Origin of the sequence: Enterobacter sp. HSTU-ASh6 (genome assembly GCF_026319105.1) — a bacterium.
Taxonomy (GTDB): Bacteria; Pseudomonadota; Gammaproteobacteria; order Enterobacterales; family Enterobacteriaceae; genus Enterobacter; species Enterobacter sichuanensis.
This window is the reverse complement of sequence record NZ_WSPD01000001.1, coordinates 170,348-193,400: the sequence shown is the minus strand read 5'-3', so window position 1 is coordinate 193,400 and position 23,053 is coordinate 170,348. Positions and strand designations below refer to the sequence as shown.

Annotated in this window: 18 protein-coding genes and 1 pseudogene; 8 read left to right on the top strand and 11 right to left on the bottom strand. The window is 57.4% G+C overall.

The annotated features are described in order from the left end of the window. The 4 genes and pseudogenes from GM298_RS00930 to GM298_RS00915 all read right to left on the bottom strand — a co-directional run bounded on the left by GM298_RS00930 (position 1) and on the right by GM298_RS00915 (position 3,310). On the bottom strand, positions 1-1,122 hold the full coding sequence (locus tag GM298_RS00930) for an amidohydrolase (protein WP_025759146.1): 1,122 nt from the start codon (positions 1,120-1,122) through the stop codon (positions 1-3). Next, entirely contained in the window at positions 1,119-2,120 is a 1,002-nt protein-coding gene (locus GM298_RS00925; protein WP_266153318.1) for an LLM class flavin-dependent oxidoreductase, read from the bottom strand. Before GM298_RS00925 ends, GM298_RS00930 begins: the two co-directional genes overlap by 4 nt. Positions 2,121-2,230: 110 nt before the next feature. Next, a pseudogene (locus GM298_RS00920) lies at positions 2,231-2,770 on the bottom strand (AAA family ATPase). Between the two features lie 141 nt (positions 2,771-2,911). Further along, positions 2,912-3,310 (bottom strand): cupin domain-containing protein, encoded by a 399-nt coding sequence (locus GM298_RS00915; protein ID WP_025759145.1) that lies wholly within the window; start codon positions 3,308-3,310, stop codon positions 2,912-2,914. A 112-nt stretch (positions 3,311-3,422) separates the two neighbouring features. Here GM298_RS00915 and GM298_RS00910 point away from each other — a divergent pair, with 112 nt between their 5' ends. Together GM298_RS00910 and ansP are read left to right on the top strand one after the other, a co-directional pair. After that, entirely contained in the window at positions 3,423-4,337 is a 915-nt protein-coding gene (locus tag GM298_RS00910; RefSeq protein ID WP_095449034.1) for a LysR family transcriptional regulator, read from the top strand. Between the two features lie 304 nt (positions 4,338-4,641). After that, positions 4,642-6,138, top strand: a complete 1,497-nt coding sequence (ansP, locus tag GM298_RS00905; RefSeq protein WP_008501774.1) for an L-asparagine permease — start codon at positions 4,642-4,644, stop codon at positions 6,136-6,138. Positions 6,139-6,184: 46 nt separating this feature from the next. On the opposite strand, the gene GM298_RS00900 is transcribed toward ansP, so the two are convergent. Beyond that, positions 6,185-7,246, bottom strand: a complete 1,062-nt coding sequence (locus GM298_RS00900) for a YncE family protein (RefSeq protein WP_045285040.1) — start codon at positions 7,244-7,246, stop codon at positions 6,185-6,187. Between the two features lie 241 nt (positions 7,247-7,487). Between GM298_RS00900 and pqqU the strand changes: the two genes are divergently transcribed. Next, entirely contained in the window at positions 7,488-9,602 is a 2,115-nt protein-coding gene (gene pqqU, locus GM298_RS00895) for a TonB-dependent receptor PqqU (RefSeq protein WP_266153313.1), read from the top strand. Between the two features lie 119 nt (positions 9,603-9,721). Here the strand turns inward: pqqU and GM298_RS00890 are convergent, their stop codons facing one another. The 3 genes from GM298_RS00890 to GM298_RS00880 form a co-directional block, all read right to left on the bottom strand. Continuing rightward, a complete protein-coding gene (locus GM298_RS00890) occupies positions 9,722-10,390 on the bottom strand; it encodes a GntR family transcriptional regulator (RefSeq protein ID WP_266153312.1) in 669 nt (222 codons plus the stop codon). A gap of 254 nt (positions 10,391-10,644) precedes the next feature. Beyond that, positions 10,645-11,685, bottom strand: a complete 1,041-nt coding sequence (locus GM298_RS00885; RefSeq protein WP_266153310.1) for an NADP-dependent oxidoreductase — start codon at positions 11,683-11,685, stop codon at positions 10,645-10,647. Positions 11,686-11,750: 65 nt separating this feature from the next. Next, positions 11,751-12,326 carry a helix-turn-helix domain-containing protein gene (locus GM298_RS00880; protein WP_025759136.1) on the bottom strand — a complete coding sequence of 192 codons (576 nt, stop codon included), beginning with the start codon at positions 12,324-12,326 and terminating at the stop codon, positions 11,751-11,753. A gap of 148 nt (positions 12,327-12,474) precedes the next feature. Between GM298_RS00880 and GM298_RS00875 the strand changes: the two genes are divergently transcribed. Together GM298_RS00875 and GM298_RS00870 are read left to right on the top strand one after the other, a co-directional pair. Further along, positions 12,475-12,993 (top strand): GNAT family N-acetyltransferase, encoded by a 519-nt coding sequence (locus GM298_RS00875; protein ID WP_047958707.1) that lies wholly within the window; start codon positions 12,475-12,477, stop codon positions 12,991-12,993. Next, a complete protein-coding gene (locus tag GM298_RS00870; protein ID WP_025759133.1) occupies positions 12,990-13,439 on the top strand; it encodes a DMT family transporter in 450 nt (149 codons plus the stop codon). Before GM298_RS00875 ends, GM298_RS00870 begins: the two co-directional genes overlap by 4 nt. A 3-nt stretch (positions 13,440-13,442) precedes the next feature. Here the strand turns inward: GM298_RS00870 and GM298_RS00865 are convergent, their stop codons facing one another. Both GM298_RS00865 and GM298_RS00860 read right to left on the bottom strand, forming a co-directional pair. After that, a complete protein-coding gene (locus tag GM298_RS00865; RefSeq protein WP_025759130.1) occupies positions 13,443-13,676 on the bottom strand; it encodes a YdcY family protein in 234 nt (77 codons plus the stop codon). A 101-nt stretch (positions 13,677-13,777) separates the two neighbouring features. Next, complete coding sequence (locus tag GM298_RS00860; protein ID WP_266153309.1) at positions 13,778-15,376, bottom strand: ABC transporter substrate-binding protein; 1,599 nt, start codon at positions 15,374-15,376, stop codon at positions 13,778-13,780. Between the two features lie 283 nt (positions 15,377-15,659). Here GM298_RS00860 and GM298_RS00855 point away from each other — a divergent pair, with 283 nt between their 5' ends. From GM298_RS00855 to GM298_RS00845, 3 genes are read left to right on the top strand one after another with little or no spacing between them, the layout of a single operon-like run. After that, positions 15,660-17,000 carry an SrfA family protein gene (locus tag GM298_RS00855; RefSeq protein ID WP_266153308.1) on the top strand — a complete coding sequence of 447 codons (1,341 nt, stop codon included), beginning with the start codon at positions 15,660-15,662 and terminating at the stop codon, positions 16,998-17,000. Between the two features lie 4 nt (positions 17,001-17,004). Continuing rightward, the gene (locus GM298_RS00850; protein ID WP_095451228.1) at positions 17,005-19,986 is read left to right on the top strand and encodes a virulence factor SrfB; all 2,982 of its coding nucleotides are present in this window, start codon (positions 17,005-17,007) and stop codon (positions 19,984-19,986) included. Further along, entirely contained in the window at positions 19,983-22,160 is a 2,178-nt protein-coding gene (locus GM298_RS00845; RefSeq protein ID WP_266153306.1) for a virulence factor SrfC family protein, read from the top strand. Before GM298_RS00850 ends, GM298_RS00845 begins: the two co-directional genes overlap by 4 nt. A gap of 96 nt (positions 22,161-22,256) precedes the next feature. On the opposite strand, the gene GM298_RS00840 is transcribed toward GM298_RS00845, so the two are convergent. Further along, entirely contained in the window at positions 22,257-23,012 is a 756-nt protein-coding gene (locus tag GM298_RS00840) for an alpha/beta fold hydrolase (RefSeq protein WP_266153305.1), read from the bottom strand. Positions 23,013-23,053: the final 41 nt, after the last annotated feature.

Below are 23,053 nucleotides of genomic sequence, written 5' to 3'. Positions count from 1 at the left end.
TTAAACGTGTTGCAGGGCTTTTTCCGCAAGCTGTGCAAAATAGCGGGCAGCGGGCTCGATTAATGCTTCGTCCGGGTTAAACGCCGGGTGATGTAAACCATACGCACTGTTGCTGCCAATGCTGACAAACGCGCCGGGTATGGACTGCAGATAGACCGCGAAATCTTCCCCGCCCATGTGTAACTCGGCGTGCCGGGTTTCATAGCCCGCCTCCCGGGCAACTGAGGTGGCAAATGCCGCCCAGCGTTCGTCATTGACCAGTGCGGTGGGTCCGGCATACCAGGTAATATCAATCTGCGCGCTGAAGGCGCTGGCAAACCCGGCGGCAATCTCGCCCACGCGGGCTTTCACGTTCTGCTGTACTTCCGTGCGATGGGTACGCAGCGTGCCTTCCAGCTCGACGCTTTCCGGCAGCACGTTCCAGGTGTTGCCGCCCGCAATGCGCGTCACGCTCAGCACCACGGAATCCAGCGTGTTGACGTTGCGGCTGGCGACGCTTTGCAGCGCCGTCACCAGCTGGCTCGCCAGCACGATGGCATCGTTACCTTCATGCGGACGTGCGGCATGCGCGCCTTTGCCGGTAATGCGAATCACAAAGCGGTCGACGTTGGCATAGAACGGCCCGCCGCGGGTGGCGAATTCCCCGACCGGCAGGCCGGGCTCGTTATGCATACCGAAAATCGCGCTGACATCCCGCAGGGCACCGGCCCGCACCATGCTCTTCGCGCCGCCAAAGTTCTCTTCGGCAGGCTGAAACAGGATCCGCACCCGGCCGTTAAGCGAAGCTTCCCGCTCTTTCAGTTTTAACGCCGCGCCGAGGATGACGCTGGTGTGGATGTCGTGTCCGCAGGCGTGCATCACCCCTGCCTGCTGCGAGCTAAACGGTACGCCGCTACGCTCTTCAATCGGCAGGGCATCGATATCTGCGCGCAGCGCAATCAGCTTGTTGCCGGAACCAATTTCCGCCACCAGCCCGGTCGGCAGATCGTAAGGCAGCGGCGTAATGCCCGCCGTTGTCAGCCACTGGCGCAGGCGTGCGGTGGTCTCGACTTCCTGACCGGACAGTTCCGGGTTCTGGTGCAGCTCGCGACGCCAGGCAATCAGTTGTTCGCCAAAGCTCATACGGTAACCTCCCTGTTAAGACGGGCCTCGGCCAGCAAACGCAGCGACGCCACGCGCGTGGCGCCGTCTGCTACCGGGGTATCAATAATAAATTCGTCAATGCCCCACGTTTCATGCAGGGCGTTAAGGTGTTCGAGCACGGATCTCGCCGTGCCGGCCAGCAGCGACTGCGCCCGACGCGCAATGCGCACTGGCTCACTCCCTGCCTGACGCGCGAACGCGTAAGCCTGCTCTTCGCTGGCGACGGTGACGCGCTGGCCGTTTGCCAGCTCCACGCCCCACACTTCCACCTTCTGCGCCAGCGCGTCTGCTTCGGCCTGCGTCGGTGCGACAATCGCCTGCACCGCCACAATCACATCGCGGACGCTGTTTTCACGCCAGGTGGCGATCACCTCGCGCAGCAGATCCGGATCGCCATTCAGGTGTGCGGCAAAAACAAAGTGCCAGTCGAGGCTGGCGGCCAGCAGCGCGCTTTCGCGACTCGCGCCGAGCAGAAAACCCTGCGCAGGCGACGGCGGCAGCGGCGTGGCCAGAACGCCTTCCTCCGTTGACTGATGCTCAGGACGGATCCAGCGGTCGAGCTGGGCCAGCTGTTCGGCAAAACTGCCCTTTTCCTGCTGATTCAGCCCCTGCTGCAGCGCGCGGGTCGAGAGCGGCAGACCGCCCGGCGCTTTTCCGACGCCGAGATCCACGCGGCCTGGTGCCAGCGCGGCCAGAACGTTGAAGTTCTCGGCGACTTTATACGGGCTGTAGTGTTGAAGCATCACGCCGCCGGAACCGACGCGAATGCGCGAGGTTTGCCCGAGGATCCATGCAATCAGCAGTTCCGGTGAGGGGCTGGCAAGTTGGGGGGTGTTGTGGTGTTCGGCAATCCAGAAGCGGTGATAGCCCAGATTTTCTGCCTGCTGCGCCAGCGCCAGGGTACGCGCCAGTGCATCGGCAGCCGTTTCGTGTTCAGCGATGGGGCTTTTATCCAGAATGCTGATTCGCCATGACATGTTGCGTTCTCGTTTGACTTAACATGTCGACATTATTAAAGGCGTATTTCACCACTGAGAAACAATTAATTTACATTTAGTTTGCCGGAAAACAGATATATAAAACCACGCTAAGAATATGTCTTCAGAGAGGCAATCAGCGCATCCACCTGACTGCGGCGGGTAATTCGGACAAAGCGAATGTGCGCGTAGCGCGGGTTTTGCAGATCGGCTTCATAACGCCTGCGGTTGTTGCGCCAGGTTTTTATCGTCCAGATGATAATGGATTCTCTGCTCAGGAACGCGCGGCGAAAACTCTCCTTATTCCCCGTGCCTGGCCAAAGTTCCCGTTTATGCCAGGCCCGTTTGATGGCCCTGGTGACGGCCTGATACAGGGTGCGGGTAAACCCATAATCGACCCACACCACAACATCGACATGGCGCCATTTGACCGGGCGCGTGCGGTTATAGTTACCGTCAAGCACCCAGTCTGGAGACGCCTGCAGCGCCTGCTCCAGCGTTTCCTGAAACACGTCGTCCGGGGTTCCCTGTCAGTCAGGGCGCCAGTAGAGTCGGTCCATCTCGATACAGGGAATGTCCAGCTCGGCCGCAATCTGCTTCGCCAGCGTGCTTTTTCCACTTCCGCTGGTTCCGATGACGTTAATTTTCACTCAAGCCTCAGCCCGTTAACAAAAACTGACCAAATAATAACGTTTTCATCCTTTTAACGAAACGCTATTTCAGCAGGGCAATTTTCCCTGGGAGGCGAAGTGCACGACGCGCCTTAAGCAGGCGATTGCCGTGTCTGGCGGTTAGCCGTTCGGGTACTGCTCGTCGGTGACTTTTTCCATCCACGCTACCGGGCTGCCGTTTTCCGATTCGGCGATGGCGATATGCGTCATCGCCGTTTGCGCGCTTGCCCCGTGCCAGTGCTTCACGCCGGGTGGGATCCAGGCGATATCGCCCTGATTCAGCACTTCCGCCGCTTTGCCCCACTCCTGTAACCAGCCGCGCCCCTGCGTCACAATCAGCGTTTGTCCCAGGGGGTGCGTATGCCACGCCGTGCGCGCGCCCGGCTCAAAGGTCACGGTTGCCCCGCCGACGCGGGCAGGTTCGGTCGCCTGAAAGGGCGCGTCAATGCGGACGGTGCCGGTGAACCAGTCTTCTGGCCCCTTTGCTGAAGGTAATGAACCGCTGCGGATAATTTTCATGTTGTACTCCTCGTTAACTGTTGCGTTAACAGTAGCGCAAAGCAATCCGAACTATTAGCGTGCATAATCAGATAGGAAATATGATTGAAATTCATAAATAGAGGCAACCGCAATGCTAAAAGACAATTTCAACGACCTGCTCTCTTTTATGGTGGTTGCCCGCGAGCGCAGCTTTACACGCGCAGCGGCGCAGCTGGGCGTATCGCAATCGGCGCTGAGCCATGCCATGCGCAAGCTTGAAGCGCGGTTAGACGTACGCCTTTTAACCCGTACAACCCGCAGTGTGGTGCCCACCCAGGCGGGTGAGCAGCTTTTTATGCGCTTAAGCCCGCATTTGCGGGAGATCGAGCAGGAACTCACGGCGCTTCGTAGCGCCCGTGACAAACCCGCTGGCTCGGTCAGCATTGTCGCCGGCGAGCACGCGATGGACGCCGTGCTCTGGCCGATACTGAAAACGTTTATGGCGCAATATCCTGAGATTAACGTCGAGGTGACGATCGATAACGGCCTGACGGATATCGTGGACGGCCGCTTCGACGCGGGAGTACGCCTGGGTGAACAGGTGGCAAAAGATATGATTGCGGTGCGGATCGCTCCGGACATGCGCATGGCCGTCGTCGGTTCCGCTGATTATCTTGCACGCTTTGGGGTGCCGCAGGTGCCGGAGCAGCTCGCTGACCACCGCTGCATCAATATGCGCCTGCCCACGCGAGGGGGATTGTATCAATGGGAGTTTGGACGCGACGGGCGTGAGATTCGCGTGCGGGTTGAAGGACAGCTAACGCTGAATAATCTGTCGCAGCGCATCGATGCGGCGGAGAATGGTCTCGGATTAGCCTACGTGCCCGAGTCCTCGGTTCTGGACGCTCTTCATCACGGACGGCTGGTCAGGGTCCTTGATTCGTGGTGCCCCATTTTTGAAGGATATCACCTCTATTATCCGAGCCGTCGACAGCACACTACCGCGTTCAGGTTGCTGCTCAATGCCCTGCAGCAACAAAAATTTATACCATCTGGTAATAATTAAGGGAATCTGATGATTAAATAATCAACCTCGCAATTGTTTTGACTAAAAACTCACCACGATTCAGCGTGTTGTGATCCCCGTCTGCTCTGACCACACGATTTCCTTCGACGTGCATCACTTTCGGCACGGTTATATTTTGCGTCGCTTATGAATTGCAGGTAGGATGCCTCGCCATGTTTCGCCTTATCCATACGCAGAATGACTGGGAAGGCGACATGTGTTTGCGCAGAAGCAATCGTTTGTATTGCATTCTGCCAGGCAGGACTATCACGATAATGGTTCAGACAGGCAAACAGGTAACTCAATGAAAACAAGCAATAAAAGCGCAGCCGATCATCATGCTGCTAAACGTCGCTGGTTGAACTCCCACGAAGAGGGCTACCACAAAGCGATGGGCAACCGTCAGGTTCAAATGATCGCCATCGGCGGCGCTATCGGAACGGGTCTGTTTTTAGGTGCGGGTGCACGTCTGCAGATGGCTGGCCCGGCTCTCGCCCTGGTCTATCTGGTGTGCGGGATCTTCTCTTTCTTCATTCTTCGCGCGCTGGGCGAACTGGTACTGCATCGCCCTTCCAGCGGCAGCTTCGTCTCCTACGCCCGTGAATTCCTCGGTGAAAAAGCGGCCTACGTGGCGGGCTGGATGTACTTCGTCAACTGGGCGATGACCGGTATCGTCGATATCACCGCGGTTGCGCTGTATATGCACTACTGGGGCGCGTTCGGCGATGTGCCGCAGTGGGTCTTTGCGCTTGGCGCGCTGGCTATTGTCGGCACCATGAACATGATCGGCGTGAAGTGGTTCGCGGAGATGGAGTTCTGGTTTGCGCTGGTCAAAGTGCTGGCCATCGTGGTGTTCCTGGTCGTGGGTACCGTCTTCCTTGGCAGCGGTAAACCGCTGGATGGCAATGCCACCGGCTTCCACCTGATAACCGATAACGGCGGTTTCTTCCCGCACGGTCTGCTGCCTGCGCTGGTGCTGGTTCAGGGCGTGGTGTTCGCCTTTGCCTCCATCGAGCTGGTGGGTACCGCAGCAGGTGAATGTAAAGATCCGCAGACGATGGTGCCAAAAGCTATCAACAGCGTGATCTGGCGTATCGGTCTGTTTTACGTCGGTTCCGTGGTCCTGCTGGTTCTGCTGCTGCCATGGAACGCCTATCAGGCGGGTCAGAGTCCGTTCGTGACCTTCTTCTCTAAGCTGGGCGTGCCTTACGTTGGCAGTATCATGAACATCGTGGTGCTGACGGCGGCGCTCTCGAGCCTGAACTCCGGTCTGTACTCTACCGGCCGTATCCTGCGCTCCATGTCGATGGGCGGTTCTGCGCCGAAGTTCATGTCGAAGATGAGCAAGCAGCACGTGCCGTACGCCGGTATTCTGGCCACGCTGGTGGTCTACGTCTTCGGCGTGTTCCTGAACTACCTGGTCCCGTCTCAGGTCTTCGAAATCGTGCTGAACGTGGCCGCACTCGGGATCATCGCCTCCTGGGGCTTTATCGTGGTCTGCCAGATGCGTCTGCGTAAAGCGATCAAAGAAGGGAAAGCCGCTGACGTGAGCTTTAAGCTGCCTGGTGCACCGGTGACCTCCTGGCTCACCCTGCTCTTCCTGTTCAGCGTGCTGGTGCTGATGGCGTTCGACTACCCGAACGGCACCTACACCATCGCGACCATTCCGCTGCTGGCCGTGCTGCTGATTGCCGGCTGGTTTGGCGTGCGTAAACGCGTTCACGAGATCCACAGCACCGCGCCGGTTCATCCTGATGATGAAAAACACGACGCGCCGCTGGTTGAAGAGACCTCGCGTTAATACGCAGTCAACAAAAAGGGAAGGCATTTAGCCTTCCCTTTTTTTATTACAACGCGATACGAATCACATCGTCAGGCTGGGTGGCTTCCTGCTGACGGGTGGATTTCTGTTTCACCGTCACGTACAGGGCTTTGCCATCCGCTGAGAGCGCCAGGCTGTTCGGGTAGACCGGCGTGTCGATGGTTTTGATGACCTTATACGATGTGGCGTCAATCACGCTCACCTTACCGGCTTCACGGTGCGTCACATAAACTTCATTGCGGGCCGGGTTAAACAGGACGGCCAACGATTCCGGCGCGGCGATTTTGCCGATCACGCTGCCCTCTTTCAGGCTCACCACCAGCACTTCCGGCTGTTTTGAATCGGTCAGGAACGCGCGCTGACCGGCAGTGTCGAGGCTCAGATTCAGGTAGAAGTGCTCTTTGCCGTCATCCTGCACCTTTTTACGGCTGATAATTTTATTGCTGGCCGTATCAATCGTCACCAGCTCGCCGTCCGCATTGGTGGTATAAAGACGTTTCGCCTGCGCGTCCAGCGCCAGGCCGGTGCTGTAGGTCCCGGTATTGGCAATGGTCGCTTTCAGCTTCAGCGTGGCGCCATCCACCACCCAGACGACGCTCTCTTTCCCCACACCCGTGATGTACACGGTGTTCGTGCTGTCATCGGCCACCAGCTGGCGCGGCTGCAGTGGCTTAACGGTGTCACTACGCTGACGCCCATCCAGCACCAGCCGCCCTTTTACATCGCCCGTTTTCGCATCAATGGCCGTTACCGCGCCGTTGATAGTGTTGCCCAACCACAGCGTCTGGGTCGCCTTATCAAGAGTGGCACCAAAAGGTTTGAGATCGCTGTGAATCGCCTGCGTCACGTCCAGCGTAACCGGATCGAGGCGATAGACAACGCCGCCCTTGTCGGTTTTACGGCTTTGCGACGTCGCGACCCACAGGGCATTTTCCTGCTGGCTCACCGCCATTTCATACGCCCCTTTGCCCACGGCTTTACGCAGCACCTCTTCGGCGGCATGAACCTGGAACGTTCCGGCAAGCAGTAACGTGGCTGAAAGCAGTGACAGGCTCAGGCGCGGTGAGCACAGATGACGTAAAGACATAACAATTCCTTTTCTGAAATGAGGGGTTCTACTGACATCGCTTCCGGCAGGCAACGTCATGGCATTGCCTTTTGATAATGAGAATAGTAATCATTAATGAATCAAATGTGGAGATTTTCTTTCCCGCTTCGCCTTCCATTAACGCAATGTGCGGTTATAGTTTTCAAAACTTTTACAAAACCTTTAACATATATGGACATGTTCCATTTGGTTCGTTTATACACCACAACCGGTTTTATTCATGAAAATCATTTCTGCCCATAAGGCTTCTCTTCCGCTGCTGCTGGTTCCTGTTATTTTTGCGCCCCTTACCGCCATGAGCGCGGAAGAACAGACCATGATCGTCAGCGCCACGCCGCAAACCGTATCGGAACTCGATACTCCAGCCGCGGTCAGCGTCATCAATGGCGACGACATGCGCCATGCCGCTCCCCGTATCAACCTGTCTGAATCTCTCGGCAGCGTCCCGGGCCTGCAAATTCAGAACCGGCAGAACTATGCGCAGGATCTCCAGCTTTCGATGCGTGGGTTTGGTGCCCGCTCAACCTTCGGCGTGCGCGGCATCCGTATGTACGTAGACGGTATTCCGGCCACCATGCCGGACGGACAGGGTCAGACCTCGAACATCGATCTCTCAAGCGTGGAGAGTGTTGAAGTGCTGCGCGGACCCTTCTCTGCCCTGTACGGCAACGCCTCTGGCGGCGTGATTAACATCAATACCCAGACCGGGCAGCAGCCGCCGACCATTGAAGCCAGCAGCTATTACGGCAGTTACGGAACCTGGCGCTACGGCATGAAAGCCACTGGCGCGATGGGTGATGGCACCCACGCGGGCGATGTGGATTACACCGTGTCCACCACCCGTTTCACCACCAAAGGTTATCGCGACCACAGCGGCGCGCGTAAGAATCTTGCCAACGCCAAACTGGGTGTACGCATTGATGACGTCAGCAAGCTGACGCTGGTCTTTAACAGCGTGGACATGAAGGCCAACGATCCGGGCGGACTGAACTATCAGGAGTGGCGGGACAACCCGCGCCAGTCCCCGCGCGGCGATCAGTTTAATACTCGTAAAGCCATCAAACAGACCCAGGCCGGTCTGCGTTACGACCGTCAGCTCAGCACCCAGGACGACCTCAGCGTGATGATGTACGCCGGTGAGCGTGAAATGACGCAGTACCAGTCGATTCAGGCGAAGTATCAAAAACCGTCTACTCACTCCGGTGGGGTGATCGATATGCAGCGCCACTATCAGGGGATTGATACCCGCTGGACGCACCGTGGCGAGCTGCTGGTGCCGGTGACCTTCACCACCGGTCTTAACTACGAAAACATGAGCGAAGATCGTCGCGGATACGAGAACTTCGTCATGGATAACGGCGTACCGGATTACGGCGTCAAAGGTGATAAGCGCCGCAATGAACGCAATCTGATGTGGAACGTCGATCCGTATCTGCAGACGAGCTGGCAGCTGACGCAGAAACTGTCAGTGGATGCCGGGGTACGCTACAGCTCGGTCTGGTTTGATTCCAATGACCACTACGTGACGCCGGGCAATGGCGATGACAGCGGCGACGCGAGCTACCACAAATGGCTCCCTGCCGGTTCCGTGAAGTATGCCGTGACGGACGCGTGGAACCTGTACGCCGCCGCCGGGCGTGGCTTTGAAACGCCAACCATCAACGAGCTTTCCTACCGTTCAGATAACCAGGGTGGGCTGAATATTGGTCTGAAACCGTCCACCAACAACACCTATGAAGTGGGCAGCAAAACCCGCATCGGCAATGGCCTGCTGACCGCCGCCCTGTTCCGCACCGATACGGATGACGAGATCGTGGTGGATGCCAGCTCTGGCGGCCGTACCAGCTATAAAAATGCCGGCAAAACCCGTCGTCAGGGTGTCGAAGTGTCCCTCGATCAGCAGTTCGCTGAAAACTGGAAGCTGAAGATGGCGTGGACCTATCTGGACGCCACTTATCGCACCAACGTATGCGGCGATACGAACTGTAACGGTAACCGGATGCCGGGCATCGCCCGTAATATGGGTTACGCCTCGTTTGGCTGGCAGCCGGAGGAAGGCTGGTACGCGGGTTCAGATATGCGTTACATGAGCGATATCATGGCCGACGATGAGAACACAGCGAAAGCGCCATCGTATACGGTGGTCGGACTGAATACCGGGTATAAATTTAACTATGGCAACTGGGGCATGGACGTCTTTGGTCGCGTCGATAATCTCTTCGATAAAGAGTACGTCGGCTCAGTCATTGTCAACGAGTCCAACGGCCGTTATTACGAGCCTGCACCTGGACGTAACTACGGTGTAGGACTCTCGGTCTCTTATCGCTTCGAGTAAGTAATAAGAAAAGTTTATTTAATCCCTAAAATAACGCTCCTGATGGCAATAAACCATCAGGAGTTATTCATCAGATAAATAATCAGGTGCGGTATATAGTCGCTCTGTTAAATAATCTCTCAGTTAAAATATTGTCGCTGTAAAAGAGTATTGGCTTCATCAATCAACTTATCAATTGCCTTCTGACTGGCTTCAACATCTCTTCGCTCAAGGGCGGTAAGGAGTTCGTCATACTGATATGTCGAGGCTTTGATGTCGTTGAGTTCCTGATGCAGATAGTTCATGCATGGCCCGATACGCACCCATAACTGTTCAATCAGCGCGTTAAGCGTTGGCATTTCCGCATACTGATACAGCGTAAACCGCAAGACGCGATTTGCATGCAGTGCCTGCTGAACGTGCCCGTTGCGCATGGCCTCATGGAAGGCGTCTGACATTTTGCGCAACGTCTCAAGCTTAGTGTCAGACATATTCTGACAGGCGGCGGCAACGGCCATCGGCTCAAGCTGTTTTCTGATGGCGTTAATCTCGTTATAACGCTCCAGCGTCACCTCTGGCACCAGAAATGCCTGCGCGGGGGTGGCATGTAACGCGCCAGAAGAGACCAGCCGCAAAAGCGCCTCGCGAACCGGAGTAATACTGGTACCTAATTTATCGGCGATTTCTTTCGTTATCAGTCGTGCCCCAGGTTTGAGTGAGCCTGTAATTAACGCCCCTTTCAAACTGAGTTCAACTTGCATAGTAAGGCTGACCCTTTGGGCTTTTTCTAAGTGATCCAAATCAAGCATGTTCAATTCCTGTAGCTAAAACTTAATGCTATTTTTAAACGCCAGTTTTAATAAAACGACGCTGGTCCGATATATCCTGTATCGTCATGCCTGGTGGTGGGAGTACGTAAAAACTGCAAAAAAAAGCAAACGTCATTTTTTATCGATTTCGGGCTCATCCGGGATGATGGCGCGAAATGCCATGTCCAGTAATTAAAGACAATATATCGTATCTTCACAAATAAATATGGCGGGAAACCCCGCCATAGTACTCTTTATTTATTGTCGTCCGCGACGCGAATCACGACTTTGCCGAAGTTCCGCCCTTCAAGAAGGCCAATCAGCGCCTCCGGTGCGTTCTCCAGCCCGTCCGTGACCTGTTCACGATAGTGAATTTTACCTTCCTGTACCCAGCGCCCCATCTCCTGCTGGAATTCATGAATGCGGTGCCCGTAGTCCTGGCCGATGATAAAGCCCTGCATACGAATGCGTTTCTTGAGCAGGGTCGCCATCAGAAGCGGCAAGCGATCCGGCCCCTCTGGCAGGCCCGTCGCATTATAACCGCTGACCAGACCACACACCGGCACGCGTGCGGCGGTATTCAGCAGCGGCAGCACCGCATCAAAGACTTTGCCGCCGACGTTCTCATAATAGACATCAATGCCGTTCGGGCAGGCGTGTTTCAGTTGCTCAGCGAAATCCGCCGCGTGGTGATCCAGACACTGGTCAAACCCGAGGACCTCAACAGCATGGCGGCATTTTTCAGCACCACCAGCGACGCCGACCACCCGGCAACCTTTGATTTTGCCAATCTGCCCCACGGTCGCCCCCACCGGGCCTGTTGCCGCTGCAACCACCAGCGTCTCACCCGCTTTGGGTTGCCCGATATCCAGCAGTCCCATATAGGCAGTAAAGCCCGGCATACCCAGAACACCCAGCGCCCAGGAAGGATGAGAGGGATTTTCACCGAGCTTCACCAGACCGCTGCCGTCTGAAAGTTCATACTCCTGCCAGCCGCTGTAGCCCAGCACCCACTCACCCGGTTTGAAATCGGGATGTCGGGAGTGTTCAACACGGCTGACCGTTCCCCCCACCATCACCGCACCAATCTCAACCGGCGGTGAATAGGATGGCGCATCGCTCATACGCCCGCGCATGTATGGGTCCAGCGACAGCCAGACGGTGCGAAGCAAAAGCTGCCCCGCCTCAGGTTCCGGAACGGGTTGCGTTTCCAGACGAAAATTATCCGCGACTGGCGCACCATGAGGGCGCGAAGCCAGGACCCAGCGGCGATTTTGCGAAACAGGTTGATTCATCGGGATCTCCTTCTGGTACAAATGTCATTACAGCCTGGCGCAGGAACGGCGTTCTCGCCTTAGCATTACGAGCCAGACTGGTTCAGCCGTACAACCAGATAGATACAGGGTTCATTCGTTTCATTGATGAACCGGCAGTCATTGGGCGGCCCCAGTTCAAGACAGTCTCCGGCGCGCATCTCATGGCGCGTATCGCCCTCCTGAAACACCAGCTCGCCGGACTGCAGCCAGATAAGCTGACGTGCCAGCGCGTAAGAAGATGCCGGCATCGGAACATCGCTGCCCGCAGGCAGTTCGACCTGAACAAGATCGATGGGCAGATCGGTGCGGGGAGAAACATGGCGGCGGAGGTAGTGCGTTTGCGGGTCGCGCCAGACGGGCTGGTTTGCCAGGCGCAGCAGTTTTCCTTCCTGCATCTCGGCCCGGGCAATCAGCGTGGACATGCTGATGCCAAACGCGCCAGACAGGCGGGCAAGCAAAGTGGCTGTCGGGCTGCTGTCCCCACGCTCTATCTTATGGATCATGGCGCGGGAGACGCCTGCCCGGTCAGCAAGCTCGCTCAGGGACCAGCCGCGAGACTCGCGTTCCAGGCGAATTCTTGCGCTAATCCGTTGATTCATTGTGTCTGTTATGGTGTTCATGACGTCATACTATAGTGTATGAACGGCATTTCAATGGGGTTTTGATAACAAAAAAATATGGCTTATGCCGTAGCGATCGGGCGATACAGTTGTGTAATATCGTAGCCATAACGTAACACTATAGTGAACAACACACAGAGGTTTAATCATGATCGTTCGTCATGCCTGCAAAGAAGACTGCGCTGCGATAGGAGAGATCTACAACCACGCGGTGGTGCACACCGCCGCGATCTGGAACGATAAAACCGTCGATACCGAGAACCGCATCGCCTGGTTTGAGGCGCGCACGCTCGCGGGTTACCCGGTGCTGGTCAGTGAGGAAGACGGCGCGATCACCGGTTACGCCTCCTTTGGCGACTGGCGCGCTTTTGACGGTTTTCGTCACACGGTTGAGCACTCGGTTTACGTCCACCCGGATCATCAGGGCAAAGGCATTGGCCGCACGCTGATGAAAGCGTTGATTGACGAGGCCCGCGCCATCGGTAAACACGTGATGGTTGCCGGGATTGAAGCGCAGAATCAGGCTTCGATCCATCTTCATGAAACGCTCGGTTTTGTCACGACGGGGCAAATGCCACAGGTGGGGACCAAGTTTGGCCGCTGGCTGGATTTAACCTTTATGCAGCTGCAGCTGGATGAGCGCAGCGATCCGGATGCTATCCCATGAATCAGTCGCTAACGCTGGCATTTCTGGTGGCGGCGGGAATAGGCCTGGTGGTGCAAAACACCCTGATGGTACGTATCACCCAGTCCTCCTCCACCATACTTATCGCGATGTTGCTGAATTCCCTGGTCGGCATTGTGCTGTTTGTCAGCATTCTGCTGCTGAAACAGGGCGTCGCCGGATTTAGCGAGCTGGCCGCAACGGTACGCTGGTGGACGCTCATTCCCGGGCTGCTGGGCTCCTTTTTTGTGTTTGCCAGCATCAGCGGGTATCAGAATGTTGGCGCGGCGACGACGATTGCCGTGCTGGTGGCAAGCCAGCTTATCGGCGGGCTGGTAATGGACGTGCTGAGAAGCAACGGCATTCCGCTACGCGCCCTGATCGGCCCGGTGTGCGGCGCGGTGCTGCTGGTCGTCGGCGCCTGGCTGGTGGCGCGACGTCAGTTTTAATCGCTAGAGGATCGTGCCACCTTTGGTCAGCTGTTCGTGGCGCGCCTCCATCTCTTCTCTGTGCTCCTTGCCGTGGTGCGAAATGGCGGTACGCAGGCGTTGTTGCTGGGTGTAACGGTCTTCACGGCTCAGCTCAGCGTCATCACTCAGTTCAATCAGCAGTTCATTCATATGGGTGATGACGCCTTCGTTAATCGCGCCATCGACACGGGCGATCACGTCGTTTAAATGTGACATTGTCACTCCTTGTTATGTGCCCGGTGGCGCTACGCTTACCGGGCCTACGGGTGCCAAATGTTGGCCGGGTAAGGCGTAGCCGCCACCCGGCGATGATATGCTTAATTCAGCTTCGCTTTTGAGAAATCGCTGCCCATCAGGCTCACGCTGTACCCGGTTACGTTGCTGCGGGTCGCATAGAACGTTTTGCCGTTCGCCAGCGCGATCCACGGCGCCTGCTGGTAGAAGATTTCCTGCGCCTGGCCGTAGAGTTTCGCACGCTCCGTCGGGTTGCTGGTCAGCTTCGCTTTTTGTACCAGGGCATCATACCCCTTGTCACACCAGCGCGCGGCGTTTGAGCCGGTTTTAATGCTGTTGCAGCCCAGCAGCACATCGGCAAAGTTGTCCGGATCGCCGTTATCGGACATCCAGCCAAACAGCGCAGAGTCATGTTCGCCTTTACGCATGCCGGAGAGATATTCGCCCCACTCGTAAGAGACAATTTTGGCCTTCACGCGGACTTTTGCCCAGTCGCTCTGGATCATCTCCGCGATACGACGGGAGTTAGGGTTATACGGACGCTGAACCGGCATTGACCATAGCGTGACCTCCGCGCCCTTCTCCAGCCCGGCCTGCTTCAGCAGCGCTTTCGCTTTTTCAGGATCGTAGCTGTAGTCCTTCAACGCTTTGTTAAAGCCCAGCATGTTTGGCGGGATCGGCGATTTTGCTACCGTGCCCGACCCCATAAACACCGCATTAACGATGGCCTTCTTGTCGGTCGCGTAGTTCAGCGCCTGACGCACAAGCACGTTATCAAACGGCTTTTTCTCGGTGTTAAACGCCAGATAGCCGACGTTCAGCGCATCGACCGAGTGCAGCGTCAGGTCTTTGTTGTTCTTGATAACATCAAACTGCACCGGGGACGGCGCAGGAATGATCTGGCACTCGTTGGTCTGCAGCTTCGCCAGACGGGTTTCCACGTTTGGCGTGATGGAGAAGATGAGATGCTTCGTCGGCACCTCACCTTCCCAGTAGTTCGGGTTCGCGACGTAGCGGATCAGCGAATCCACTTTGTACTGCTGCAGAACGTAAGGCCCGGTACCAATCGGCCAGGTGTCCACGTTCTCCGGGGTGCCTTTTTTCAGCATCGCGTCGGCGTATTCAGCGGAGAGAATGGAGGCGAAATCCATCCCCCAGTCGGCCAGGAATGCGGCGTTGGGTTCACTGAGGGTGAACTGAACGTGGTAATCATCGACCTTTTTCACGTCCTGGATCAGTTTATCGAGACCCACATCGTTAAAGTATTCGTAATTGCCCTGCGACACATTGTGATACGGGTGTTTAGGGTCTTTCTGACGCATGACCGAGAAAATAACGTCATCGGCGTTAAAGTCACGCGTCGGTTTGAAGTATTTATTGCTGTTGAACTTCACCCCTTTGCGCAGGGTAAAGGTATAGGTCTTGCCATCAGGTGAAATCGTCCAGGACTCGGCAAGCGACGGCACCGGGGTATTTTTCACCGGGTCGAAATTGATCAGGCGGTTATAGAGCACCTGAGAGCTGGCCACAAAAGACGGCCCAGAGCTGGCAATTTGCGGGTTGAAGGACTCGGGGGACGCTTCAGAACAGTAAATAAGGGTGTCGTTGTTTGCCGCCCATGCGGCACCGGCTGGTAAAAGTGCGCTCAGCGCAAGGGCGAGCAGTGTTTTCCCTGTAGACATGGTTATAACCCTGACAATTTTATTATATAGAACAGTAATAACAGCACAGCCGTTATGACCTGGCAAATAACGAAACACTATCAGGTTATTCTAAAGTCGCGTTTTTCGCTGGTTTTGCAGCCAGCGTCAGAAAAAGCGATTTGTCTTAAGTGCCATTATTCGTCAAGCACAACCGTCACTTTCTATGCCGCAAGAAATCGGCGCTTTTAGCGTCTCTTCCTCCGTTTGTTTGCTTCCTCGTTTCGTTAAAGTAACGGTGTGAAGAAGTATATGGGATCAAATCGTGGCAAAAACTCTTTTACGCAGCGGTAATCTGGATGATTTTCAGGCCGTTGGCGGCGGCGGACAAGCCGTTTTCGAATCAGCGTTACAAATCCGGGAAGCGCTCCGGTTGCGCAAACAGCAGGCCATCGTCGACTGTCTGGCTATTCCTCAGGTCAACGACAGCGGTGACCGCGTGGACTGGTATTCTCCTGTTGAAGGGAGCGTAACCAGCTGGAAAGCGGTCGGTGAAGATGACCGTTATCGCGCCCTGCGCTATCTGGAAAACACGCTCGCCAGCGTCGAGTCGTTAAGCAAGAAATACCTCCAGTCGCCCAAAACTGCGCAACAGCTTTTTGGCTCTCTGTTGTCAAAGGCGTTTCAGTTCCCGGGTGAAAATTTCCTTTTCCTGGTGGATGGAAAACCGGTGATCAGCTTCTGGGGATTTGTAAACCTCAACGAAAATGCGCGCGACGATGTCCTAGACTGCCTGCGTGTATCCCTGATCCCTGAACCTGACCCCGTTGTGATTGACGATCCTGAACCCGAGCCGGAACCCGAACCGGTGGTGACCTTTGAGCACGCTGACGAGCCGCTGGTCGCCCCTTCTACAGTGGTGCGCATTACGCCGGAAGAGCTGTACGAACCTGAGCCAGCCCCGGTTGTTGCGCAACCCGTAGAGGAACCGGCCCCGGCGGTTGTCGCGAAAAAACGTCGTATCCCCCTGTGGACGCTGCCGGTTGCTGCCGTGATCGTTGCCGCCATCGCCGCGCCGCTGCTGTGGCCAAAACAGGCGCCTTCCGCCGAGCCCGCACCGACACCCGCCCCTCAGCCCGTGGAGATTGCGCCAAAGCCGATTAAAGCGGTTGAGCCGCTGGCGATGACGTTACCGCTGCATCAGGCAGAGGTGGTGGCCAGCAAAGAGAAAGAGCCTGCGCCTGCGCCACAGCCCGCTCCGGTGGTGATTGCCGCCATCCCGAAAGATGCCATGGTAATGGAAGCGCATCAGGTAAAAGCGGGATCCACGCGTTTCCTGAACGGCACCTGGCGCGCCATCCTCGACGTAAAAGATCCGGTGACCGGCAAGCCGCCGTCAATGCGCTATCAAATCCAGAACAATAAAGGCTTCGCCCGTATTGTTCATGGCGACAACATTGTCTGCCGCGCGGAAGTCTTCTCCGGGCTGCACAGCAATGGCGAACTGATGATCAAGAGTCGCGGTACTGCCCGCTGCACCGACGGTTCCCGCTACCCGATGCCGGAAGTTGCCTGTAAAGCAGGCACCAGCGATATCGCAGAATGTCGCGCGCGTTATGATGCCAACACCGTCGTTCCACTGACGTTCAAGAAAGCAGGTGCCTGATCCTATGCTGGTAAATCTTTGCGACTATAAACAAAGCGTCACGCTTATTGCTAACAGCGGCGTGCAGTTCCTGGATTTCGGCCTGACGCCGCAGGACACCGCCAGTCACGGGCGCTTCGTACGTAAAACCGCGAATGGCCCGCTTTTACGACTCGATTTCGACATGGTTAACGGGCGCTATACCCTGCCGGGCATTAACGGTGGGCAGCCTGAAGTGGTCAAACCGGAAACCACCATCCCGCTGCATCAGTCGCTGGCGGTTCTGGACGGCGTCTGGCTCCCCGTGCCTTTCCTGCGCTTCAACCCGCCGCGGACCTTTGTAGAAGGGCCGGATAACTGGGCCCGCGTACAGGTGCGCAAGCTTGACACCCCCGACACGGCAGGCAATACCCACCGTGTGACCCTGGCGCTTGACAGCCAGATTGCCGGACATGCCACGTCCGCCCTCTCCCCGGTTGAGAACGATATCCTGAACGGGACCCGCTTTGCCCTGGCATGGCGCGATGCGGAAGTTGAAAATTTCCTCGATCAAACCTGGATTGACGGCTGGCTGCGCGAGGCGTTTACCCAGTATGCCGATGGCGTAGAAAACCGTTCCGAGCGCGACCTGCAGCAGGCGATGCGCAGTTTTGAGTATCAGGCGCACTGGCTTAACCTGTTGACTATGCTCGGTGAACAGCTCACCGTGCCGGAAGTCAAATTTGTTACCCATACGCTCAGCACCCCGGCCATTCCGGTCGACCTGATCCTCGACGTGGGGAATACCCACACCTGCGGCGTGATTATTGAAGACCACGGCGATGCGAACGATGGTCTACGCCAGACCGCCGAACTGCAGGTACGCTCATTAAGCGAGCCGCAGTTCCTCAATGAGCCGCTGTTTACCAGCCGTCTTGAGTTTTCGGAGGCGCGTTTTGGTAAGCAGCACTTCTCGGTTGAAAGCGGTCGCGAAGATGCCTTTGTCTGGCCGTCGATTGTCCGCGTCGGTGATGAGGCCCGCAAGCTGGCGATGCAGCGTCTCGGAACCGAAGGTAACAGCGGCATCTCCAGCCCGCGTCGCTACCTGTGGGATGAAACACCGGTGGTACAGGACTGGCGCTTTAGCCAGATGAACAGCAAAACCCAGCGTGAACCGCTTGCCACCGCGTTCCCGCTGATGAACCTGATGAACGATGACGGCGAGCCGCTCTTCACGCTGCCGCAGGATGAGCGACTGCCGGTCTTCTCGCCGCAGTACAGCCGCAGCACGCTGATGACGCACATGCTGTGCGAACTGCTGGCGCAGGCACTGGGGCAGATCAACAGCGTCGCCACGCGCCTGCGTCTGGGCTTCCCGGCGTCGCCGCGCCAGCTGCGTACCCTGATCCTGACGCTGCCCTCGGCCATGCCTAAGCAGGAGCGCGAAATTTTCCGGCGCCGCATGTTCGAAGCCATCGCCATTGTCTGGAAAGCGATGGGATGGCACCCGCAGGATGAGGATTTTGTCACCCGCAAACAGCAGGAAAAAAGCGTGGTGCCAGTGCCAGAAATCCAGATGGAGTGGGACGAAGCCAGCTGCGGTCAACTGGTCTGGCTGTATAACGAAGCAATATCTCGCTTTGGCGGTCAGACGGAAGCCTTCTTCGCCTCCCTTGCTCGTCCGGACCGTGAGCCTGAACCCGGTGCGCAGCCGGGCCGGGCGTTGCGCGTCGCCTCCATCGACATTGGCGGGGGCACCACGGATATGGCGATCACCCATTACCAGCTGGATGACGGCTCCGGCAATAACGTCAAAATCACTCCGCAGCTCCTGTTCCGCGAAGGGTTTAAGGTGGCGGGCGACGATACGTTACTGGACGTGATTCAGCGCTACGTACTGCCCGCCCTGCAAACGCAGCTGCAGAAATCGGGCATCGCTGATGCTTCTTTGTTGATGGCGTCACTGTTCGGCGACTCCGGACGCATTGATACCCAGGCCGTACTTCGCCAGCAAACGGCCCTTCAGCTCTTTATGCCGATTGGTCATGCCATTCTTGCCGCGTGGGAATCCAGCGACGTTGACGATCCGCTGGCCGGACTGCATGCCACCTTCGGCGATCTTCTGCCGCAGAAACCGACCCGCAACGTGATGAATTATCTGCAGCAGGCCATCGATCATGCCCTGCCGGCCGGTTCCGACGCTTTTGATCTGTTCGCCGTCCCGCTGCACGTCAATTTCCGCGAAATGCAGGACGCGATGCTGGGCGGACAGTTTACGCTGGCCTCGCCGTTGCACGCGGTGTGTGAGGCCATTTCACATTACAGCTGCGATATTCTGCTCATCACCGGTCGCCCAGGCTGCCTGCCCGGCGTTCAGGCGCTGATTCGCCATCTGCAGCCGGTGCCGGTTAACCGCATCGTCTGGCTGGATAAATACCAGGTGCACGAATGGTATCCGTTCAGCCAGCAGGGGCGGATTGGCAACCCGAAATCGACGGCTGCCGTGGGAGCCATGCTCTGCAGCCTGGCCCTTGATCTGCGCCTGCCGCGCTTCAACTTTAAAGCTGCGGACATTGGGGCGTATTCCACCGTGCGTTATCTCGGCGTTCTGGATAACACCGTGAATACCCTGCGCGAGGAAAACGTCTGGTACCAGGACATCGACCTCGATAAGCCCGGTGCGAAGCTCGACGCGCGCCTGCACTTCCCGCTACGCGGTAACGTCACCCTCGGCTTCCGTCAGCTGGCGAACGCGCGCTGGCCCGCCACGCCGCTCTACACGCTCAGCATTAACTCACCTGAACTGGCGAAAGCGATTGCCGGCGACGGCGTGCTGAACGTTCGGCTCAAACTCTGCGGCGGCAGCAAGCAGGAGGGCCCGGAGGCCTTTGAACTGAGCGATGCCTGGCTGCAGGACGGCACGCCGGTGGCACCTGACGCATTAACCTTCAAACTGAATACACTGGCCGATCGCCGACACAGCGGCAGCCATTACTGGATCGACAGCGGGAGCGTATACCTGAAATGACAGCGACGACCACCACCACTCAGGCCTTAATCGGGTGGATTAATGAGACGCGCCTGAACGCCCCTGTACTGGATAACGATGCCGACGCCCTGCTTGCCCGCATCAACGCGGTGCAGGCGCGTGAGCAGGCCATTGAACGCGCCATGACCCGCCAGAGCAGCATCGGGCTTTACGGTCATTCCCAGAGCGCGAAAGCACACCTGCTGTTGTCCCTGTGCGGCAGCGGGAATGGCCGCCTGAACGTGACGCCGGGCCAGCGCAGCTTTGACTATTTTTCGCATATCAACCCGGGACATGCCCTGACCAACATGGCCGTTCGCTTCACCCGCGAAACCCCTGACGTGGTGGACGAGGCATTCCCGCTGCGTCTGAGTCTGGTTACCGAAGCCGAGCTGGTACAGCTGTTCATTACCCGCACGACGCTGCATCCGCAGATACGCGCGGTGGATAAGGCGGTTATTGAGACACGCCTGGAGAAATGGCGCGGCCTGCGCCAGCCGCAGGGCGTGCCCGGCATCACGGCGCAGGAAGTGGGGGCGATTGCCCGCTTCTGGCAGAGCACGGTGCCTGCCGCTAAACAGCAAATTGATGACGCCCTGTGGCATGAGTTTGCCCAGCTGGTGCCGTCGCTGGATCTCAGCACGCGCGCCAGCGTCTGGTCGTTGCTGTGGGGCGAGCAACAGGAGCTGACCCAGCAGTGGTTAAACCTGGCCCATGTGCTGCATCAGACCAGCCATGCCAGCGCCCTCGCTGCCCCGCTGAGCCTGCTGGTGGATAGCTTTGGGCTGCCGGGTGAAGGGTTCCTGACGCACGACGGTACGCCAGCCCTGCAGGACGCCCAGGATACGCTGCTTCATCCGCTGAATGACGGTGAAATGCTTAACGCGATCAGCATCCCCGTCGATGTACTTGCCTTCCTGACCCGCGAGCTGGTGTTGCCGGTTGAGAACGCGGCCCTGGATCACGTCGATATCATTGATATCCCGCTTGTTGAAGATACCGGTGCTGACCCGCTGCGTCAGGCGAAATCCCAGTGGCTGCTGGAGCATTACCGTCAACAGCTCGAGCCGGATGTGCTGGTCATTTGCAACGCCACAGCGCAGCACGAGCAGACGGCCAAAAAAGCAAAAGTGTTAATGAACTGGGTCAAGGAGACGCAGCCCGCGGAAGACTCTGCTCTGCCGGGCCTGGTCTGGGCAATTACCCCCCATGACGCCCGCTTCACTACCCGGCAGAATCTTGATGAAGCCGTTCAACACCTGCTCGGCAAGCCGGGTTTGCGCTGGGGTACGCTGCAGGCGCTGGACAGTCACAGCATGCAGCGCGTCATCGAGTGGCTGTCTCAGGCCACGCTGCCTGCGCTGCGACACAAGCGTCTCAGCACCCTGAAAAATGGGTTGCGCCAGGCGCTTTCATCGCTGATGCAAAGTTATCTGGTACCGCTGGTTGAAGAGCCGGGCACCCGACGTGCTCAGGCGGAAAATATGGTACGCACGCTGCAAAGCAGCGCCGCCCGCCACGGTGAGCTGCTGGATGGTCTGCTGCCGCCGCTCAAAGCCTTTGAAACGCTGCTGGCCGTTCAGCAACCGCGTGAGGAACAGGTTAACGGGCTGTTCACGGACACCATTGACCTGTTTGCCGACAGCGCCCATGAAAATACCGCGCAGTTCCAGACAAAAGACAAAGCGCGTCTTGCGCACCGGGTCTGGATAAACCATCTGCGTCAGTGGAGCCGCAATGAAGCCACCGCCGCCCGTCTGGGGCTGGAACCCGCCGTGTTGCAGCAAATCGCAGATGTGCTGGTGGTCACCAGCTACCGGCTGGATCTGCCTCAGCAGCTACAGCGTATTGTCGAAGCGGATAAGAGTAGCGCGGCGCAACTGCATGCCGTGATGGGCAATTTCATTGGCTGGCTGGGTTATGACCAGACGCCCGTGGCGACACGTCCGGCCAGCCGCATCCGCAAGGGTCAGGCTATCTTCGTCACGCCGGTCGTCAGCAGCACCGGTCCCCGCCTGACTCGCCTGGGGGAACAGCCTGTGCATGCGGCCACTGCGTACGTTTACGACTGGCTGGTTGCGCTCTATAGCCGTGCAATAGAGAACATTGATTACCAGCACCCGCATGATGTTCAGCCGGGGGCGCGCAAGGCTCTGCAGGCGTTATTACGCTGAGGGCGGATTAACACTGTAGCCGCCTTTCTTGCCGGGTGGCGCTGCGCTTACCCGGCCTGGATTCTTCACCGCTGCAGACCCGTCACCGCCGGTCGGTCACTCCGTCATACACCCGGCTAGCGTCTGCGCCAGCGCGGAGGGGTTTTCCCAGGACATTGAGTGGCCCGCCGCAGGGATGATTTTTACCGCAACGCCCTTCTGCTTCAGATTATCCACATCGTCATCCGGCAGCGACCGCTCGCCGAAAATCAGCGTTACCGGGCACGGGAGTGACAGGAACTGCGCCTCCCATTCCGGCTCAACGCCCGCCACCAGACTCGCGGCACCGCGCCAGACGGCGTAAGGGGCATTGCTCTGCAGGCACCCTGCCCACGCCGTGGTTTCGGCGCGCAGCATAGCGTCATAGCCCTGTTCCAGAAACTGTTGCTCGGTTTGTGCTGCGATAGACCGGCTGAACATGCCCCCACCCGCATGAAAATTGGGTTCCGACACCATTAGCCCTTTTACGCGCGCGGGCAGCATCCCCGCCGTTTCGATAGCAATACTGCCGCCCATGCTGTGACCGTACAGCCAGAAGGTGTCCAGTTTGAGATGGTTAATCAGCTCCACGACGACACGAGCCTGATCGGTGGTTCGGTAGCGGTAGTGCGCAGGTTTATCGCTGTAGCCGCTACCCGGCAGATCGATGAGAATGGCCCGGCGCGCCCCGAACTGAGGGTCATGCACGACACGGGGATATTCATAGGAAGCGGCACAGCCCAACCCGTGAATGAACACCACGGGATCGCCAGTGCCGGGCAAATCATGCCAGCGCACGGTGCAACCGGCCTGTTGCGAGTAAAAACTGTTCATAAGCACTCCTTTTACGATGCACTGTGTATTTATACAGTTAC

Excerpts from the sequence above, each read along its gene's own strand:
- GM298_RS00870 (WP_025759133.1), top strand. The coding sequence starts at position 12,990 with ATGAATCAGTCGCTAACGCTGGCATTTCTGGTGGCGGCGGGAATAGGC.
- GM298_RS00890 (WP_266153312.1), bottom strand. The coding sequence starts at position 10,390 with ATGCTTGATTTGGATCACTTAGAAAAAGCCCAAAGGGTCAGCCTTACT.
- GM298_RS00845 (WP_266153306.1), top strand. The coding sequence starts at position 19,983 with ATGACAGCGACGACCACCACCACTCAGGCCTTAATCGGGTGGATTAAT.
- GM298_RS00930 (WP_025759146.1), bottom strand. The coding sequence starts at position 1,122 with ATGAGCTTTGGCGAACAACTGATTGCCTGGCGTCGCGAGCTGCACCAG.
- GM298_RS00850 (WP_095451228.1), top strand. The coding sequence starts at position 17,005 with ATGCTGGTAAATCTTTGCGACTATAAACAAAGCGTCACGCTTATTGCT.
- GM298_RS00915 (WP_025759145.1), bottom strand. The coding sequence starts at position 3,310 with ATGAAAATTATCCGCAGCGGTTCATTACCTTCAGCAAAGGGGCCAGAA.
- GM298_RS00865 (WP_025759130.1), bottom strand. The coding sequence starts at position 13,676 with ATGTCACATTTAAACGACGTGATCGCCCGTGTCGATGGCGCGATTAAC.
- GM298_RS00840 (WP_266153305.1), bottom strand. The coding sequence starts at position 23,012 with ATGAACAGTTTTTACTCGCAACAGGCCGGTTGCACCGTGCGCTGGCAT.
- GM298_RS00910 (WP_095449034.1), top strand. The coding sequence starts at position 3,423 with ATGCTAAAAGACAATTTCAACGACCTGCTCTCTTTTATGGTGGTTGCC.
- ansP (WP_008501774.1), top strand. The coding sequence starts at position 4,642 with ATGAAAACAAGCAATAAAAGCGCAGCCGATCATCATGCTGCTAAACGT.
- pqqU (WP_266153313.1), top strand. The coding sequence starts at position 7,488 with ATGAAAATCATTTCTGCCCATAAGGCTTCTCTTCCGCTGCTGCTGGTT.
- GM298_RS00900 (WP_045285040.1), bottom strand. The coding sequence starts at position 7,246 with ATGTCTTTACGTCATCTGTGCTCACCGCGCCTGAGCCTGTCACTGCTT.
- GM298_RS00875 (WP_047958707.1), top strand. The coding sequence starts at position 12,475 with ATGATCGTTCGTCATGCCTGCAAAGAAGACTGCGCTGCGATAGGAGAG.
- GM298_RS00880 (WP_025759136.1), bottom strand. The coding sequence starts at position 12,326 with ATGAACACCATAACAGACACAATGAATCAACGGATTAGCGCAAGAATT.
- GM298_RS00885 (WP_266153310.1), bottom strand. The coding sequence starts at position 11,685 with ATGAATCAACCTGTTTCGCAAAATCGCCGCTGGGTCCTGGCTTCGCGC.
- GM298_RS00860 (WP_266153309.1), bottom strand. The coding sequence starts at position 15,376 with ATGTCTACAGGGAAAACACTGCTCGCCCTTGCGCTGAGCGCACTTTTA.
- GM298_RS00925 (WP_266153318.1), bottom strand. The coding sequence starts at position 2,120 with ATGTCATGGCGAATCAGCATTCTGGATAAAAGCCCCATCGCTGAACAC.